This window comes from Paenibacillus naphthalenovorans (genome assembly GCF_001465255.1).
GTDB classification, from domain to species: domain Bacteria; phylum Bacillota; class Bacilli; order Paenibacillales; family NBRC-103111; genus Paenibacillus_G; species Paenibacillus_G naphthalenovorans.
The window spans coordinates 1,330,740-1,349,171 of record NZ_CP013652.1; the positions used below are offsets into that span (position 1 = coordinate 1,330,740).

Genomic DNA, 18,432 nt, shown 5'->3' on the forward strand with positions numbered 1-18,432 from the left:
ATTCAGCTTCACCCCAGTTTATGGTATAATGAATCCTCGGGGGGTGAGCGGTCTTGTCCAAGAAGAGGAAGAGGGGCAAAGGACTTAAAACGAATTTGAAATTTGAACTGTACGGCATATTGATTTTGACATTGTCAATCATCGCTTTATCCCGTGAGGGCTCCGTAGCCCGCGCCCTGACTTATCTGTTTCGCTTTCTGATCGGAACGTGGGACTTTGTTATACCGTTAGTGTTTATATACGCTGCCTTGTATGCGATGATGAAGCGGTCGTGGCCGGTCTGGAGGACATCCCGTAAAACGGGTCTGCTGCTGATTCTTCTTTCCCTGCTGCTGATGAGCCATATCAGTCTGTTTGCCCAGCTTTATGAAAAAGCGGAGTTTACCGCAGGTCAAATCTGGTCGCAAACATGGATCGGCATGATTGACGGACTTGAACCGACGATGCAGGGCCAGGAAATTTTGACTGCCGGGGTAGGGGGCGGGATGATCGGCGCCTTGATCTACTCCGTTCTGTACTATTTGTTTGATAATTTGGGGGCGCGGCTGATCCAGTATACGTTGTTTATTGCCGGGTTTCTGTTGGTGACAGGTATCTCGCTGGGCGATGTACTCAACCGGGTAAGAGGCCGGAAGCCTTTTGCCGATACGCTGTTAGGTCAGTATATCAAACGGAAGCTGCTGGAACGTCATCAGCGGAGGCAAGCTGTCAATAAGGTGAAGAAAAGAAAACCGGCTGTTGCTTATATTCCGGAACCGGATGAAGAATATGACGAGGAAACGTACAAGCCGGAAAAGAAAAACCGCGGGTCTGGAAAGAAGCGCGCGCTTTTCTTCGAGCTGTTAAATCCCTCCAAAGGCGGCAGCAAATCGGCTGATAAGGTGTCAGGAGGTCCGGACTCCGACCATTCTTCCGATAGCGAGGAAGAGATGGTGACCGTGTATACCAGAGCAGAGGATGAACGATCGCTTCTGTCGGGAAATGAGCCTCCTGTGGCTGAATTCAATGATCCTGCCATCCCGGTTATCCGCGATTTCCAGGAGCAGGTACAGCAGGAGACGGTGTTAGCCACGGGAGCCAAGGGAGAAGGCGGCGCTTCCTCCGGCTCTAAAGCCGCAGCTCAAGAGTCGGCCGAACACGAAGGCGGAACGGAAGATTTCGATATGAAGAACAAGCCTTTGGAGATTCCATACGAGCTTCCGTCCCTCCAGCTGTTATCCAAGCCGTCGTCAGGCAAAGGCGGCGATGCGCTCGATTACAAAGCCGTTGCCCGTAAGCTGGAGGCGACGCTGGAAAGCTTCGGCGTTAGAGCGAAAGTGCTTGAGGTGGTCCGTGGTCCGGCCGTGACCCGGTATGAAATTCAACCTGATGTCGGTGTGAAGGTGAGCCGAATCGTGAGCTTAACGGACGATATTGCGCTTGCCCTGGCTGCCAAGGACATACGGATGGAGGCGCCGATTCCGGGGAAATCCGCTATCGGGATCGAGGTGCCGAATACCGAGGTGTCCGTCGTTACGATGCGCGAGGTCATGGAGAGCCCTACGTTCCAGGATGCCGCTTCCAAATTGTCTATAACACTGGGCCGGGATATTTCTGGACAGCCGATTGTAGGCAATCTCGCGCGCATGCCGCATTTGCTCGTTGCCGGAGCTACGGGTTCGGGAAAATCAGTCTGCATCAACGGCATCATCACGAGTATATTGTATAAAGCGAAGCCGGATGAAGTTAAATTTTTGATGATTGACCCGAAAATGGTGGAGTTGAATGTGTACAATGGCATCCCGCATTTGCTGGCTCCGGTCGTTACGGATCCGAAACGGGCTTCCTTGGCGCTGAAGAAGGTTGTCGTTGAGATGGAGAAGCGGTACGAACTGTTCTCCAAGAGCGGCACGAGAAACATTGAGGGCTATAATGCGATGCTGACGGAAACCCAAACGGGAGCTCCGCTGCCGTATATTGTGGTGATCGTGGACGAGCTCGCGGATCTGATGATGGTCGCTGCCAACGACGTAGAGGATTCGATCTGCCGTCTTGCACAGATGGCTCGGGCTGCAGGGATCCATTTGATCATCGCAACCCAGCGGCCGTCCGTCGATGTCATCACGGGCGTCATTAAAGCGAATATTCCTTCACGGATTGCCTTTGGCGTTTCATCCCAGGTGGATTCCCGGACGATACTCGATTCGGTCGGAGCTGAAAAGCTGCTGGGACGCGGGGATATGCTGTATTTGCCGATGGGCGCTTCCAAGCCCGTGCGTGTGCAAGGGGCTTTCCTGTCCGATGCCGAGGTCGAGGCCGTTGTGAGCTTTGTGCGGACGCAGGGAAAAGCCGAATATGTCGAGGACATGGTGCCTCAAGTGGAAGAAAGGCAGGAAGAGCAGAATGAATTTGAGGATGAGCTGTATGATCAGGCGGTTCAGATCATCCTGGAAGCCAAGCAAGCCTCTGTTTCCCTGCTGCAGCGCCGGATGCGCGTCGGGTACACGCGTGCGGCGAGGTTAATCGATACGATGGAAGCCCGCGGGATTGTCGGTCCGTATGAAGGCAGCAAGCCTCGCGAAGTGCTTGTTTCCCTCGAGCAGTATCAGATCAACCGCATGAGCTCGTGATGAAGGTCGTACATAACACCCAGAGATTACCAATTCTGCTTGAATAGAAGCTGACTCCCTTTCTCATAATAACCGTAAAAAGGTTGCCAAAATGAAGTGGGAAAGGTGAGTATGATTACAATGAATAAACGATTGGTTGTTATTACCGTTTGTTTAATTTTCGTTTTGTTTGCCGGTTTTGAACTTAAGCATCGCTATAGCACGGAGCAAACGTTCAGCAAGAACGAAATCCGTTATGGAGCTTCCTCCACTGCGGATGTGTACGAGCTTCAAGGAAGGCTTAAGTTTTTGGGCTTTTATAAAGGAAGGGTGGACGGCGATTTCGGCTATCAGACCTTTAAGGCGCTCAAGTGGTTTCAATCCGAGTTCGGGTTAAAGGTTGACGGTATCGCCGGAAGTAAAACCAAATTGAAGCTTTGGGAAGCGACGAAGGCCTGGAAGCCCAAAGCCGAGGACTTGCCTCCTTGGGTTACCGGGGGACGGCAGGGTCAAGCCTCGGGCGGAGGCGGCGGCCAGGAGCGGGCATCCGGGGCACCGACAGGAATGACGCCCTCAACGCGTTTCGGATTGTCACAGCAGGATCTGAATATTATGGCTAACGCTGTGTACGGGGAAGCCCGCGGGGAGCCGTATATCGGCCAAGTCGCCGTTGCGGCTGTTATCTTAAACCGCGTGAAGTCTCCAAGCTTCCCCAATACCGTTTCCGGAGTCATTTTTCAACCTAGAGCATTTACCGCCGTTGACGATGGACAAATCTGGCTGACTCCAAACGATACGGCACGCAAGGCCGTTCAAGATGCGTTGAATGGCTCGGATCCTACCGACGGCTGCCTGTATTATTTCAATCCGGAGACAGCGACGTCCGCCTGGATCTGGACGCGTCCTCAAGTCAAACAAATCGGAAAACATATTTTCTGCAAATAAAGCATCAAGTAGAAGTAACCCTGCTGCGGTTGCTTCTTCTGTTTATAGAGGAATATAATGGATCATGTGAAGGAAGGCGGATGGACGCGATCATGAGAGGAGTTGTTTCGCCATTGAAGGATACCCAATTTCAGCGAGGTACGGTGCGTAACGTACGTGTACATGTGCTCCCGACGGAGCAGTTCAAGACATTCGCGTTATCGGTGTATATCGGCAGTCCGCTTGACGAGGAGACGGTGACCCCGACAGCTTTGATACCGTTCGTTCTTCGGCGCGGCAGCAAAGCTTACCCGCAGACAAAGCAGTTCCGGGAACGGTTGGACGACATGTACGGTGCGGGCTTTGGTTTTGACATCTATAAACGCGGTGATTATCAAATGCTGCAGTTCCGAATGGATGTAATCCAGGATGAATTCGTTTCGAGCAGCCGCTCGCTGCTGGAGCAGGCGATCGAGTTTATGGGCGGCGCCATAACGGAGCCTGCGCTCGAAGGCCGCACGCTGGTCCGAAAGTATATTGAATCGGAAAAAACCACGCTGGAGAAACGGCTGCAGGCGATCGTAAACGACAAAGTCAAATATGCGGCCGAGCGCTGCATTGAAGAAATGTGCAGCGAGGAGCCTTACCGGCTGCATCCGCTGGGCAAGCTTGATGTGTTGGAATCCATCGAAGCCGAGCCGTTGACGGCGCGGTTTCACGAACTGCTGCAGAGCGCACCTATGGATGTCTATGTTGTCGGAAATACGAATCTGGAGCAAGTGCTTCCATGGATTGACCGTTATTTCTCGGTGCAGCGTTCCGCGGCTCCTTCGTACAGTCTCAGGATCGAACACAGAAATGCGGCGCAGGTCAAAGAAGTGGTTGAGCGGCTTGACGTAAGTCAGGGCAAACTGAACATGGGACTTCGCATACCGACATCCTACGCGGACGAATCTTATCCTTCTGCGCTGCTGTACAATGGTATTCTGGGCGGTTATCCGCATTCCAAGCTGTTTACGAATGTCAGGGAGAAAGCAAGCTTGGCTTACTACGCTTCCTCGCGTCTGGACGGCCATAAAGGAATCATGACGATCCAATCGGGAATTGAGATTGCAAACTATGAGAAAGCCGTTACGATCATCAGAGAGCAATTAAAAGCAATGGAAGAAGGAAAGATATCGGACTTGGAGCTTCAGCAAACCAAAGCGATGATTTCGGGCCATTTGCGCGAGCTGCAGGATTCCGCATTCGAATGGATTGCTTTTGATTTCAACAACCGTCTGTCAGGTGCGGAGCGTACGGTTCCCAAGCTGATCGAACAAGTCGAACAGACGACCCCGGAGCAAATCCGGAATATAGCGCAGAAGGTTCAGCTTGATACGATTTATTTCCTGCGCGACCGCAAGGGAGGAGAATAAATGCAGGTCATCCCTTATCCACATGTGAAAGAAACATTGTATACGGAGCAGCTTCCGAACGGACTTTCCGTTTTCATCCTGCCGAAAGAAGGCTTTCAGAAAACGTATGCTACCTTTTCCACAAAATACGGTTCTATCGATAATCACTTTCAGGTAGAAGGCGGAGAGCGGCGAAAAGTTCCTGACGGCATTGCGCATTTTCTCGAGCATAAAATGTTCGAAGAGCCGACGGGCGACATTTTTTCCGTATTTGCGGCGCAAGGAGCCTCGGCAAATGCATTTACCAGCTTTGACCGGACGGTTTATTTATTTTCTGCCACCGGACATATCAAGGAAAACTTGACTACGCTACTGAATTTTGTTCAAAATCCGTATTTTACGGATGAGAACGTGGAGAAGGAAAAGGGCATTATCGGTCAGGAAATCAATATGTATAAGGATAATCCGGACTGGCGCGTGTATTTCGGGTTAATCGAGACGATGTACCATGTCCATCCCGTGCATATAGACATCGCCGGTACGGTGGAATCGATCGGGAAAATTACCAAAGAAATGCTTTATGATTGCTACCATACCTTTTACCATCCGAGCAATATGAGCTTGTTCGTCGTTGGCAGAGTGGAACCGGAGGAAATCATGGAACTGGTAAGGCAAAACCAGGCGGCCAAATCGTTCAAAGCTCAAGGGGAAATCCACAGATATTTCGATGAGGAACCGGCCGCGGTAAAGGCGCCGCGCAAGGTGGCCGTGCTGCCCGTTTCTTTGCCTAAATGCCTTTTCGGCTGCAAGGAGCCGGATCAGCCGCTCAGAGGACGGGAGATGCTGAAGCGGGAGCTGGCGATGAAGGTCCTGCTTGATATCCTTGTGAGCCCAAGCTCGGCCATTTATCAAAAGCTGTACGACGAGCAGCTGATTTCCGACAGCTTCGGTTCGGAATACAACATAGCGGAAAACTATGCCTTTACCGTGATGGGCGGAGACACAAAGGATCCTGAGAAATTAATTTCCCGGGTCCAAGAAGAAATCGACCGTGTCAAATCGGAAGGCATCGCCGTCTCGGATTTTGACCGGAGCAAGAAGAAAAAGATCGGCGCATTCCTGAGACAGCTCAATTCACCGGAAGCGATCGCTAATGAATTTACTAAGTACCGATTTAAAGGTATTGAGCTGTTTGATATTCTGCCCGTTTACGAGGAGCTGCAGCACGCCGATGTGAACGAGCTGCTTCACAGCCATTTTGATTGGAACCGCCTTGCGGCATCCATCGTGACAAGTGATTCCAATGGAGCATAACGCGAACAAACCATTTACGGAACAAACGGTATTGATCACGGGGGCGAGCCGGGGCATCGGCGCGGCGATCGCCCGCCGTTTTGCCTCTGCGCGCTTGAATGTAGTCATTCATTATCTGCAGTCTCATGAAGCGGCTAATGAAACCGCTCGTAGCTGTATGAGCCAGGGAGCCCGCGTGCTGACGGTGACTGCCGATTTGCGGTCGCAGGAGCAGGTGGAGCGAATGAAGGAGAAGCTGCTGCATCACGGAATGATACCTGATATTCTTGTAAACAATGCAGGCGTATCGCATTACGGAATGCTCGCCGACGTAACGGAAGAGCAGTGGGACGAAATGATGGGAATCAATCTGAAAGGAACCTTTCTCATGACCCGCCAGTTTATGCCCTATATGGTATCTCAAAAATACGGCCGCATCATCAATGTATCCTCCATATGGGGCATTTCCGGGGCTTCCTGCGAGGTCGCTTATTCTACCGCCAAAGGGGGCATTAATGCCTTTACGAAAGCGCTGGCCAAGGAGCTGGCGCCATCGGGGGTTACCGTCAATGCTGTGGCTCCCGGCGCTGTGGATACACTGATGATGGCCGGGTTTGATGCTGCGGAGAAGGCTGCCATCGAAAATGAAATTCCGGCAGGCCGATTCGGTCGTCCGGACGAAATCGCTTCGCTTGTTTATTTTCTTGCTTTGCCGGAATCGGGTTATATTACCGGACAAATCATCAGCCCCAACGGCGGTTGGCTGACGTAAGCCTGCCGTATAATCCCCTTTGTTATTGCAGACATTATAGTTGCAACGACCATTCATTCTTACAAGGAGGAATTGCGACATGGCTACGGTGCTGAAGGTGTTCGAGCGTTGGAAAGAATTCTTGGGTGAGCGCGTAAAGCAGGCTGAAAAGGCCGGAATGACAGAGGAGACGATTTCGAATCTGGCCTTCCAAATCGGCGAGTTTCTGGCCGACAAGATTGATCCCGAGAACAAGGAAGAGCGCGTGCTGAAAGAGCTTTGGGATGTCAGTGACGAACAGGAAAGAAAAGTGTTGGCTCAGATCATGGTCAAGTTGGCCAAAGCGAATAATTAATCATACCGGTATTGTTGAAAGCCTCCTCTCGGGGAGGCTTTTCCTTGCTTTTTCCATTGGTCATGTTAAAGATTGTTGCGATATTTAGAGAGTAATCCGGCCTGTATTTGTCTCGACATTTGAATTATAATTTTTATGATAATTCTAATGAAACGAGGGATACACCCTATGGCTCTTCCATCCGTTGAAAAGCAATTTGCAGATGCGTTGAAATCCATTGCTCGAAATTTGGAAATCAAGGAGTACGTTCAACAATCTACCGAACTTTATCCGATTGCCATAGAATCGCTGAATATCCACCCAACATTTATGCTGCCATTACGGATATGATTCAGGAGGGTCGAGACTCCTTTCAGCTTTATTGAGCTTATCCATACCTGTTTGTTCTTGTTTCAACATCCGAACATGGGTGTGGACAAAGATCACATTAGCCTTTAACAGAGCCTTTCTGTTATACTGGATAAGGGATCATGGGTTGACAGAAGAGAGGTTGATATACGTTTTGAAGAAAACTTTAAAACGATGGATAATTGGAATATCTTTGCTTGGTATGGCCGTCATGGCGGCGGGATGCGCCAGTCAAATCCCGGAGATTGATCCGGCCTTGCTGGAGTCCAAAAAATCAATTCTTGTCATAACCGGACCGGAAATTTCGGATCCAGTCAAGAATACGCTGCAAAGCACGCTGCTTGAATGGCGCGAGCAAAAGCAAACGTCGTTCGAATGGATGCAAAATGCGTCGGCTCTGACGGAAGAACAGCTGGATCATGTTAGAACTCGGCCTTATGATATGATTTTAGTAGCGGGACATGAGTTGGTCCGCAATGTCCTGCCGGAAGCCGGAAAAGTACCTGAGCGCAACTGGTTGCTGCTCGATGATGTTATAGATCGGAAAGCATTTGCTGTATCTGAGCAGAATATCTCGCTCAAGCTGGTGACAGAGGAACAGCTTCAGGCTGAATGGGACGAATGGGTACGCCAGCAGCTTGTAAGCGGACGAAATATCGAATGGGTTACCACCTCGGCCTATCCGATTCCTTCGGAGTGGGCGCCTTCCGAAGAAGCGGAATACATCAGCTTGGCCGATGCAGAGGGCTGGTTTTCGCAATTGCAATATCAGGTTCAGGCGAACAGGCCTTCATGGATTGCCGTATATGCTCCACTTGAAGCCGCACAATTGCAGCGGTTGAACTCCCTTCGGGTTCCGGTGATGAATCTGGCTTCGACCCGGATTGAACTGCAGTGGCCTGGCATTTTGACCTCGGTCAGGGATATGTTGGAGCAAGGACGGTGGCAGCCGGGGATTCAGCCTTATACCAATGCGGAAATAAAATTTATCACGAAACGTGAATAAGTTAGTGCCTTTCGAGAGGATTTTATCGAATTTTGTAGAATATTTTTGTGGTGCGAGTTGCAAAAATTACGGATCGGAGAATAAACTCATGACAATAGAAGTAAATCAAGAGATTAAACAATGGTATATGGAGTACAAAATACATAAAAACCGTCCGGGACTTTTGGGAGATATCGCATCTTTAATGGGGATGCTTGATATCAATATCGTTACGATCAACGGGGTGGAAGACCGGACCCGCGGGATGCTGTTGCAAACAAAAGATGAAGAAAAAGTAGAATTGATGGGTAAAATGCTGAAAAAAGTGGATAATATAACTATAACGGCTTTGCGCACGCCGAAGCTGGTTGATATTTTAGCGGTACGGCATGGCCGTTATATTGAACGGGATTCGGACGACCGCAAAACGTTCCGTTTCACTCGGGATGAACTTGGACTGTTAGTGGATTTCCTTGGCGAAGTATTTAAGCGGGAGGGAAACCATGTCGTAGGATTACGAGGCATGCCGAGAGTAGGCAAAACGGAATCGATCATTGCGGGCAGCGTATGCTCGAACAAAAGGTGGACCTTTGTTTCCTCCACCTTGCTTCGCCAAACCGTGCGCAGCCAGCTGTCCGAAGAAGAGATGAATCCGAACAACGTGTTTATTATTGACGGTATTGTGTCGACCCTGCGTTCCAACGAGAAACATTATGCTCTCCTGCAGGAAATTATGGCTATGCCGTCCACCAAAGTCATTGAGCATCCGGATATTTTTATCCGTGAGTCCGAATATACGTATGATCATTTCGACTGTATCGTCGAGCTTCGCAATACGCCGGATGAAGAAATTTCATATGAGATCTTTACATCAGGGATCGACGATTATTAAGCATGGTTGACGCGAGCTGGCGTCTGTCCATAAGGTTGCTTCCACTGTTCTTGAAAGGAGTGACAACGTGTCCGATCTTGGTCAGATGTTAAAAAAAGCCAGACTGGAAAATAAAATATCGCTCGATGATTTACAAGAGACGACTAAGATTCGCAAGCGGTATCTGGAAGCCATCGAAGATGGCAACTATAAGGTACTGCCCGGGAATTTTTATGTACGAGCGTTCATTAAAAGCTACGCTGAAGCTGTCGGTCTGGATCCGAACGAGGTGCTGAAGCTTTATCAAAATGTAATTCCGTCTCTTGAGCCTGAGCCAATGACTGAACCGATCCGCAGCAAGCGGACGACCCGTAACACGGAATGGATTGGCAAATGGGCCTCTAACCTAATGGTGATTTCCTTTGTCGTGCTGATCCTGGGGATTATCTATTATTTTGTTAATCTTAATTATACCGGCGGCTCCAAAGATGCCTCGGACGATTTGCCCAAGACGATTACCGATAAGGTAGCGCCCGCTCCCCAGACGGCGGAAGTCGATGGGGACGCCAATGCCAAGACGGGAGCTGCAGCGCAGCAAACGCCTGCACAGGTGCCCGTGCAGCCTGAACTTCCAAAAAGCGAAGTAAAGCTGGTCAAAAGCGAGAAAAACACCGATTATTACTCGGTAGCGGGAGTGCAGGAGCTGAATATCGAAATGACGGTGACCGGCGAGAAGTGCTGGGTTGAGGTGGAGTCCGCGGGCCATGAAAAGAAAGTGCTCGCTTCGCAAAACTTCCTGAACGGAAATACGCAAACGTGGACTGTTCCGGATACCGCGCGATTGGTTTTGGGAAGAGCCAGTGCTGTGGAATTGAAGATCAACGGCATCCCGATTAATGTAGGGGACGAAGCGAATGTCAAACGAATTCAGATCGACTTGCAGCCTTCTTAGCCTGGATTGCCTCCTGAGCGTGAACGGTTATCATGGAGAGGCAGCCGCGATTCTGCGGCAGTGTAAGCATAAGGGGATTACGCCATTGGCTATTTATGGTTTGGATTTGCACATATTATACAGCTGAAGACACTCGTAGGCTTTGTGCTGAAGGTGTCTTTTTTGTTATGATTAAGAAAAGCTTCTGTCGGAATCTTTTGCCAAGATGACGGACTGTGATTAGCGGCGGTTTTCTTGGTGCAGAATGTCAAGAAAGGAAGAGATCATGCATGAGCAGCGAAAATTCATTCGACATCGTATCCAAATTGGATATCCAGGAACTGAACAATGCCATTCATCAGGCGGAAAAAGAAATCGCCACACGATTCGATTTCAAGGGGAGCAAGAGCAGTATAGCTCTCGAGAAGGAGGAACTGGTCGTCATATCCGACGATGAGTTCAAGCTTCAGAATGTACTCGACATTCTTCATTCCAAGATGGCCAAACGGGGCATCTCTTTGAAAAATTTGGACTATGGCAAGGTGGAACCGGCTGCATCGGGAACGGTCCGCCAGAAGATCAAGTTGAAGCAAGGCATCGATCAGGACAATGCTAAAAAAATCAATGTGCTGATTCGCGACTCCAAGCTGAAAGTAAAAAGCCAGATCCAGGGAGATCAGATTCGGGTAAGCGGGAAGAGCAAGGATGATTTGCAGCAGGTCATGCAGCTGCTCCGGAAAGCCGATTTGCCTCTTGAATTGCAATTCATCAATTTCAGGTAAGCGCCGAAGACGTGCGGATTGCCTTACGGACAAAAGCATTCGTAAGGCTTTTTATGATTTTGACACTCTTTAAACGGTTATATTATACTTGTAACTAGTCGTTGAGAAGGAACAGGTGGAGGATGTTACATGACAGAGAAAGTTAAAGTAGTAACCCTGGGCTGTGAGAAAAATTTGGTTGACTCCGAAATCATGTCCGGTCTTATTCACGAACGTGGTTACAGTTTGGTATCGGAAAAGGAAGAAGCTACGGTCATTATTGTCAATACATGCGGATTCATCGATGCGGCGAAAGAGGAGTCGGTGAATACGATATTGGATATGGCTGAACTGAAGCAAACCGGCAAATTGAAAGCGTTGATCGTATCGGGCTGTTTGACGCAGCGGTACAAGGAAGAGCTGATGAATGAGATGCCGGAGATCGACGGGATCGTCGGAACCGGTGATTTTGACAAAATCAACGATATTGTCGATAAGGCGTTGTCAGGCAAAAAACCGGTTATGGTAGGAAATCCGGTATTCAACTATGAGCAGAAACTGCCGAGACGTTTAACCACGCCTCGTTATACAGCCTATGTGAAGATTGCGGAGGGATGCGATAACGCCTGTACATTCTGCAGTATTCCGATCATGCGCGGAAAGTTTCGAAGCCGCAGTATGGAGTCGATTCTTGCCGAAGTGGAACAGCTTGCCGCTCAAGGTGTAAAGGAGATCAGTCTGATTGCTCAGGATTCCACCAATTACGGTACGGATCTTTATGACAAGTTCATGCTTCCTACACTAATGAACAAGGTAAGCGAGGTTGCTGGCATCGAGTGGGTAAGGCTTCATTACGCATACCCCGGCTTTTTTACGGACGAACTGATCGACGTGATTGCCAATAATCCAAAGGTATGCAAATACGTGGATATGCCTTTGCAGCACAGCGAGGACCGTATCCTGAAGCGGATGCGCCGGCCGGGCCGGCAGCGTGACGCTCGCGAATTGATTCGAAAAATCCGTGAACGTATTCCAGGAGTGTCGCTTCGTACGTCCATCATAGTCGGCTTCCCGGGTGAGACCGAAGAGGATTTTGAGAATCTGAAGGCGTTTATCCGCGAAGTTCAATTTGACCGTCTTGGGGTATTTACGTATTCGCAGGAAGAAGATACGCCGGCTTCGCGTCTGCCTGATCAAGTCCCTGATGAGGTGAAGGAATACCGCGCGAACGTGCTGATGGAAATCCAGAGGGAAATCTCAAGCGAGAGAAACAGCAGCCGGATCGGTCAAGTCATCGATGTCTTGATTGAGAAATATGACGGCAGGGGCGATGTCTATGTAGGCCGCTCCATGTACGATGCTCCGGAAATCGACGGCGAGGTATTTGCCCGCGGGACGAAGCTTGAAATCGGCGAAATTGCGAAGGTAAGAATTACCCATTCATTCGAATTTGACTTGTCCGGGGAGGTCGTGGCATGAATTTGGCCAACCGGATCACGTTGGCGAGAATATTTTTAGTCCCGATCATTATGTTCTTTTTGCTCGTTAATGTGAAATTTCCCCACATCCGGATCGATCAGTTCAGCATTACGTATAACCAGATTATCGCGGCGCTGATCTTTATCGTGGCTGCGAGTACGGATAGTCTCGACGGCTACATTGCCAGGAAACGGAAGCTTGTCACGAATCTCGGCAAGCTTCTGGACCCGCTCGCGGATAAGCTTTTGGTGTCTGCCGTTCTGGTTTCCCTGGTGGAGATGGATAAGCTTGGGGCGTGGATTGTCATTGTCATCATCAGCCGCGAGTTCGCCGTCACGGGCCTTCGTCAAATTGCGCTGCTTGAAGGCATCGTCATGGCGGCAAGCAAGTGGGGAAAATGGAAAACAGCGGCGCAAATAACGGCGATTATCGCACTGCTCCTGAACAATTTTCCATTCGCTTTCATCGATTTCCCGTTTGACGTTGTCACCAGCTGGATCGCCGCAATTATTACCGTTTATTCGGGTATCGATTACTTTGTTAAAAATAAGCATGTGCTCAACTTTGACGAACAAAAACAGTAGGTGTTCCTATTGTTTTTGTTTTATTTGGAGGCGAAACGTATTATGAAAGCGGAAATTATTGCCGTCGGAACCGAACTGCTGATGGGACAGATTGTGAATACGAATGCACAATATTTGGCACGCGGACTTGCGGATATCGGTGTCGGCGTTTATTTTCAGACGGTAGTAGGCGATAACGCTTCACGGATAAAAGAAGCGCTGCGCCTTGCCAAAAGTCGCGTGGATTTAATTATATGCACAGGCGGGCTTGGTCCAACGCAGGATGATCTGACAAAAGACGTCCTTGCCGAGGTGCTCGGACAAAGCCTGGTGATTCATCAGCCGTCGCTGGACAAGATGAAGACTCTCTTTGAAGGCCGGGGAATTCCCATGGTTGAGAGCAACATGCGTCAGGCGCTCATGCTCGAGCATAGCGATCCTCTTGCCAACGATACGGGACTTGCGGTCGGCAACGCCGTGACGCATGAGGGAACGCATTATATTCTGCTGCCGGGCCCCCCAAAAGAAATGAAGCCGATGTTTGATCGTTATGCACGCCCATGGATCGAGTCCAAGATGGATCATGTACAGCCTCTTTATTCTTTGATGCTGAAATTTGCAGGAATCGGTGAATCGTCACTTGAACATGCGCTGATCGATCTGATTGAAGCCCAGTCCGATCCGACGATCGCTCCTTACGCCAAAGAAGGGGAGGTGGCCATTCGTCTTACGACCCGGGCGGCGTCGGCCGATGAAGCGGCCGGAAGGCTTAAGCCGCTGGAACAGGAGATCCGCAGCAGGCTTGGCGAATACATTTATGCGGCGGAGGATATTTCTTTGGAGCAGCATATCCTGCAGACGCTGGCCTCGCAAGGCAAGAAGCTGGCCGTAGCGGAGAGCTGTTCGGGCGGGCAATTGAGCGACATGCTGACCTCCGTTCCCGGCAGCTCGGATGCGTTTGTAGGAGGTATCATCAGCTATTCGAATACAGCGAAACATAAGCTTTTGAAGATTCCTATGGAGCAGCTGGAGGGCGACGGGGCGCCGGGCGCGATCAGTGAAGAAACCGCCGCCGCTATGGCCGAGAATGTAGCGGAGCTGACCGGAGCCGACTATGGCGTTTCTATTACCGGCGTTGCCGGCCCGGGCGAATCGGAGGGAAAACCCATCGGACTCGTTTACGTAGGCATTGCCAGGCGGGGGGAGAAAGCCTCTGTCGTCAAGCTGCAGCAGTCCGGCAACCGGGAGACGATAAAGCTGAGAGCATCCAAAAGTTCGCTCTACCATCTCTGGAAACTTTTAAAGTCATAGTTGCCACCATTCGGAAAATCAGGTATAATACATTATAGCGGAAGTACCGTAACAAGCCCACAACCTTTGTTACGGTTTTTCTTTTGTTCCACATGCGAATGTATGTTCGAAAAACAGCTTGGCAACGGGTGAAAAACCCGCTATGATGTAATTATACGAATATGAAAAAGGAAGTGAGTCTCTTGACAGACCGGCGCGCAGCCTTGGAGAATGCACTACGTCAAATTGAGAAACAGTTTGGTAAAGGATCCATTATGAAATTGGGTGAATCTGCCCATATGCAGGTGGAGACGATTCCTAGCGGTTCGCTTGCATTGGATATCGCCCTGGGGATCGGTGGTTTTCCTCGAGGTAGAATTATAGAGGTATACGGACCGGAATCTTCCGGTAAAACAACGGTAGCACTGCATGCCATTGCCGAGGTGCAGAAGGTAGGGGGGACGGCTGCCTTCATCGATGCGGAGCATGCTTTGGACCCGCTGTATGCCAGCAAGCTTGGCATCAACATTGATGAACTGCTGCTGTCCCAGCCGGACACAGGCGAACAAGCGCTCGAGATCGCGGAAGCGCTCGTGCGCAGCGGAGCGGTCGACATCATTGTTATTGACTCTGTAGCGGCACTTGTACCAAAGGCCGAGATCGAAGGAGAGATGGGGGATTCCCATGTCGGGCTGCAGGCTCGCTTAATGTCTCAGGCGCTGCGCAAGCTGTCCGGAGCCATTAACAAATCGAAGACGATAGCCATCTTCATCAACCAGCTGCGGGAGAAGGTCGGCGTAATGTTCGGAAACCCGGAGACGACACCGGGCGGACGAGCCCTGAAGTTTTATTCCTCGATTCGCCTCGATGTGCGCCGCGTGGAGACGATTAAGCAGGGAAATGATATGGTCGGGAACCGCACGCGGATCAAAGTGGTCAAGAACAAAGTAGCCCCTCCGTTCAAGCAGGCAGAGATTGATATCATGTATGGCGAAGGCATATCCAGAGAGGGCAGCATCATAGATATTGCAACCGAGATGGATATCATCCAGAAGAGCGGTGCATGGTACTCTTATAACAATGATCGGCTTGGTCAAGGACGGGAGAATGCGAAGCAGTTCTTGAAGGAGAACAAGAACATTGCGGATGAGATCGAAAAGCAGATCCGGGATAACAGCAATCTGGTCACTTCGGTTGGAGCGAACATGGATGAAGAGGAAGAAGAGGATTTCGCCGTACCTTTTGAATAACCTCCACGTCACATCAGCTACTCCGATGCGCCGGTAGATTGCACATAGCGATTTCACCAACCAGGGCAAGGGCACCTTTACGATGAGTGAAAGGTGTCCTTGCCGTTTGTAAGGAGCGTGTTACAGGTGACGGATCATACAGACGAATGTCTGGCACCGGGAGTCATCACCAAAGTTGAACAGCAGCGGAGATCCAGACAGCGTTATAACCTGTTTATTGACGAAAAGTTTGCTTTTTCCGTACATGAAGATGTCCTGGTCAAGCATCGGCTTCTGAAAGGGGAAGTCGTCGATGCTTCCCGGCTGCAGCACATATTGTACGAGGAAGAGGTTCACAAAGCCTATCTTGACGCAATCCGGCTGTTGTCCAGCCGGCTGCGCTCCGAACATGAGCTGCTGACGCGTCTCAAGCAAAAAGGGTATTCGCCCGAAATCTATCAACTGACGGTTGAACGTCTCCGGAAGGAAGGTTACCTGAACGATTCGCTGTTTGCGGAGCAGTTGACCAAGCAGCGGCTGGAGTCGCAGAAAAAAGGGAGACGCTGGATTAAACAGGAGCTTCAGCAAAAAGGGATTGATAAAGTACATATCACAGAGGCCTTGGAGCAGGTAGATGAAGAGACAGAGTACCGGATAGCCTATCAGTTGACGATGAAGCGGTACGGAGCTGAGCTGGAGAAGGATGCCCTTAAAGCCCGGCGCAAAATTGCAGGATTTCTTCAGCGCAGAGGTTACCCGGGGGCGGTAGTGAGCAAAGTACTGAACCGTTTGCCTGTCCAGGGGCAAGAAGAAGAGCGGAATGAACCGGATATAGACGAAGATTAGGATGAAGTTTTCATCCAATTATTAAATGACTTTAATAATTAATGTGGTATATCAAAATTCAAGAAAACGACAATCTTCTTGACAAGCTTCTTTCTCAAAAGATAAAATGTTTATGTATAAACTTTATACACAAGAATCTTCCCCACCAGCCAAAGGGAATATTCACAAAGTAAAATCGCCAATTTTTACTTTTTCCTAGCGCTTGTAAAATGGATAAAAAACCTGATTATCCCAAGCTTACCCCTTGGAGAAACAACGAGGAGGTGAACTGGATGCAAGACTCAGTCATCTGGATCCTGATTGTTCTCGTTGTTGGTGCTCTATGCTTATGGATTGGTTATTTTATCCGCAAGTCCCTTGCAGAGGCGAAGATTTCCAGTGCTGAACAAGCTGCCGCACAAATTATTGATAATGCTCGCAAAGAGGCGGAAGCACTGAAGAAAGAAATGGTTCTGGAAGCGAAAGACGAGATTCACAAGCTCAGAACCGAAGCTGAAAAAGACATTCGTGACCGTCGGAATGAAACTCAACGACAAGAGAGACGATTGTTGCAAAAAGAGGAATCGCTGGATAAAAAATTAGAATCTCTTGAGAAAAAAGAAGAGCAGATTGCCAACAAGGAGAAGCGAATCGAAGAAACCCAAGTGCAAATTGATCAGATTTATAAAGATCAGGTTGCCGAACTAGAGCGGATTTCCACACTGACGATGGAAGAAGCCAGGAACATCATCTTGACTAACGTTGAGCAGGAGGTTCGTCACGAATCCGCACAGTTAATTAAAGAAATTGAACAACAGGCCAAAGAAGAAGGCGACAAGAAAGCCAGAGAAATCATCACGCTGGCCATCCAGAGATGCGCCGCCGATCACGTGGCTGAAACTACCGTATCGGTTGTAGCTCTGCCGAATGAAGAGATGAAAGGCCGCATCATCGGTCGTGAAGGTCGTAACATCCGGGCTCTGGAAACACTTACGGGCATCGATTTAATCATCGATGATACGCCGGAAGCGGTTATTTTGTCCGGTTTTGACCCGATCCGAAGGGAAATTGCCAGAACATCGCTTGAAAAGCTGGTAGCCGACGGACGAATCCATCCGGCCCGTATTGAGGAAATGGTGGAGAAGTCCCGCAAGGAAGTCGACGAGCGCATTCGCGAATACGGCGAGCAAGCTACGTTCGAAACCGGCGTCCACGGACTCCATCCGGATTTGATCAAAATTTTGGGACGCCTGAAATTCCGTACAAGCTATGGCCAGAATGTACTGAAACACTCGATGGAAGTTGCATATCTGACCGGGCTGATGGCTGGAGAACTGGGAGAAGACGTGACATTGGCGAAGCGTGCCGGACTTCTTCATGACATCGGCAAGGCGCTTGATCATGAGGTCGAAGGTTCTCACGTAGAAATCGGTGTCGAAATTGCAAAGAAATACAAAGAACATCCTGTGGTGATCAATAGTATCGCATCGCACCACGGCGACTGTGAAGCCACATCGGTCATCGCCATGCTTGTCGGTGCGGCAGACGCTCTTTCCGCCGCCAGACCGGGAGCTCGCAGGGAAACGCTCGAAACGTATATCAAGCGTCTCGAGAAGCTTGAAGAAATTTCCGAGTCGTTCGAGGGCGTAGAAAAATCGTATGCGATTCAAGCAGGCCGTGAGGTTCGCGTCATGGTTCAGCCGGAGAAGATCGATGATACAGAAGCGTTCCGTTTGGCCAGAGACATCACGAAGAAGATTGAAAGCGAGTTGGATTACCCGGGTCATATCAAAGTAACGGTTATCCGAGAAACACGTGCTGTAGAATATGCCAAATAATTTG

General features: G+C 49.7%; 16 protein-coding genes. All 16 read left to right on the forward strand.

Annotated elements, in window-relative coordinates:
* The first annotated feature begins 53 nt into the window (after positions 1–53).
* On the forward strand, positions 54–2,609 hold the full coding sequence (locus tag IJ22_RS06430; RefSeq protein WP_062408022.1) for an FtsK/SpoIIIE family DNA translocase: 2,556 nt from the start codon (positions 54–56) through the stop codon (positions 2,607–2,609).
* Between the two features lie 120 nt (positions 2,610–2,729).
* On the forward strand, positions 2,730–3,533 hold the full coding sequence (sleB, locus tag IJ22_RS06435; protein WP_062410879.1) for a spore cortex-lytic enzyme: 804 nt from the start codon (positions 2,730–2,732) through the stop codon (positions 3,531–3,533).
* A 92-nt stretch (positions 3,534–3,625) separates the two neighbouring features.
* Positions 3,626–4,930, forward strand: a complete 1,305-nt coding sequence (gene yfmF / locus IJ22_RS06440; RefSeq protein WP_054818156.1) for an EF-P 5-aminopentanol modification-associated protein YfmF — start codon at positions 3,626–3,628, stop codon at positions 4,928–4,930.
* On the forward strand, positions 4,931–6,223 hold the full coding sequence (gene yfmH / locus IJ22_RS06445; protein WP_062408024.1) for an EF-P 5-aminopentanol modification-associated protein YfmH: 1,293 nt from the start codon (positions 4,931–4,933) through the stop codon (positions 6,221–6,223). It begins immediately after the preceding gene.
* Positions 6,213–6,974, forward strand: coding sequence for an elongation factor P 5-aminopentanone reductase (gene ymfI, locus IJ22_RS06450; RefSeq protein WP_054818114.1), 762 nt, complete (start codon positions 6,213–6,215; stop codon positions 6,972–6,974). The genes yfmH and ymfI overlap by 11 nt, the downstream gene beginning before the upstream one ends.
* 79 nt (positions 6,975–7,053) lie before the next feature.
* Entirely contained in the window at positions 7,054–7,308 is a 255-nt protein-coding gene (locus IJ22_RS06455) for a DUF3243 domain-containing protein (protein WP_054818115.1), read from the forward strand.
* Positions 7,309–7,810: 502 nt separating this feature from the next.
* The gene (locus IJ22_RS06460; protein ID WP_235594268.1) at positions 7,811–8,662 is read left to right on the forward strand and encodes a hypothetical protein; all 852 of its coding nucleotides are present in this window, start codon (positions 7,811–7,813) and stop codon (positions 8,660–8,662) included.
* Between the two features lie 88 nt (positions 8,663–8,750).
* Positions 8,751–9,533, forward strand: a complete 783-nt coding sequence (locus tag IJ22_RS06465) for a DUF3388 domain-containing protein (protein ID WP_062408029.1) — start codon at positions 8,751–8,753, stop codon at positions 9,531–9,533.
* A 67-nt stretch (positions 9,534–9,600) separates the two neighbouring features.
* Complete coding sequence (locus IJ22_RS06470; RefSeq protein WP_062408031.1) at positions 9,601–10,464, forward strand: helix-turn-helix domain-containing protein; 864 nt, start codon at positions 9,601–9,603, stop codon at positions 10,462–10,464.
* A 269-nt stretch (positions 10,465–10,733) separates the two neighbouring features.
* On the forward strand, positions 10,734–11,225 hold the full coding sequence (locus IJ22_RS06475) for a YajQ family cyclic di-GMP-binding protein (RefSeq protein WP_054818117.1): 492 nt from the start codon (positions 10,734–10,736) through the stop codon (positions 11,223–11,225).
* Between the two features lie 129 nt (positions 11,226–11,354).
* Positions 11,355–12,683 (forward strand): 30S ribosomal protein S12 methylthiotransferase RimO, encoded by a 1,329-nt coding sequence (gene rimO / locus IJ22_RS06480; protein ID WP_062408032.1) that lies wholly within the window; start codon positions 11,355–11,357, stop codon positions 12,681–12,683.
* The gene (gene pgsA, locus IJ22_RS06485; RefSeq protein WP_054818118.1) at positions 12,680–13,267 is read left to right on the forward strand and encodes a CDP-diacylglycerol--glycerol-3-phosphate 3-phosphatidyltransferase; all 588 of its coding nucleotides are present in this window, start codon (positions 12,680–12,682) and stop codon (positions 13,265–13,267) included. The genes rimO and pgsA overlap by 4 nt, the downstream gene beginning before the upstream one ends.
* 42 nt (positions 13,268–13,309) lie before the next feature.
* The gene (locus IJ22_RS06490; protein WP_062408034.1) at positions 13,310–14,557 is read left to right on the forward strand and encodes a competence/damage-inducible protein A; all 1,248 of its coding nucleotides are present in this window, start codon (positions 13,310–13,312) and stop codon (positions 14,555–14,557) included.
* A gap of 182 nt (positions 14,558–14,739) precedes the next feature.
* Entirely contained in the window at positions 14,740–15,786 is a 1,047-nt protein-coding gene (gene recA / locus IJ22_RS06495; RefSeq protein ID WP_062408036.1) for a recombinase RecA, read from the forward strand.
* A gap of 126 nt (positions 15,787–15,912) precedes the next feature.
* Positions 15,913–16,611: a RecX family transcriptional regulator gene (locus IJ22_RS06500; RefSeq protein WP_171005860.1), complete on the forward strand. Its 699-nt coding sequence runs from the start codon at positions 15,913–15,915 to the stop codon at positions 16,609–16,611.
* A gap of 272 nt (positions 16,612–16,883) precedes the next feature.
* The gene (rny, locus tag IJ22_RS06505; protein WP_062408038.1) at positions 16,884–18,428 is read left to right on the forward strand and encodes a ribonuclease Y; all 1,545 of its coding nucleotides are present in this window, start codon (positions 16,884–16,886) and stop codon (positions 18,426–18,428) included.
* Positions 18,429–18,432 lie beyond the last annotated feature (4 nt).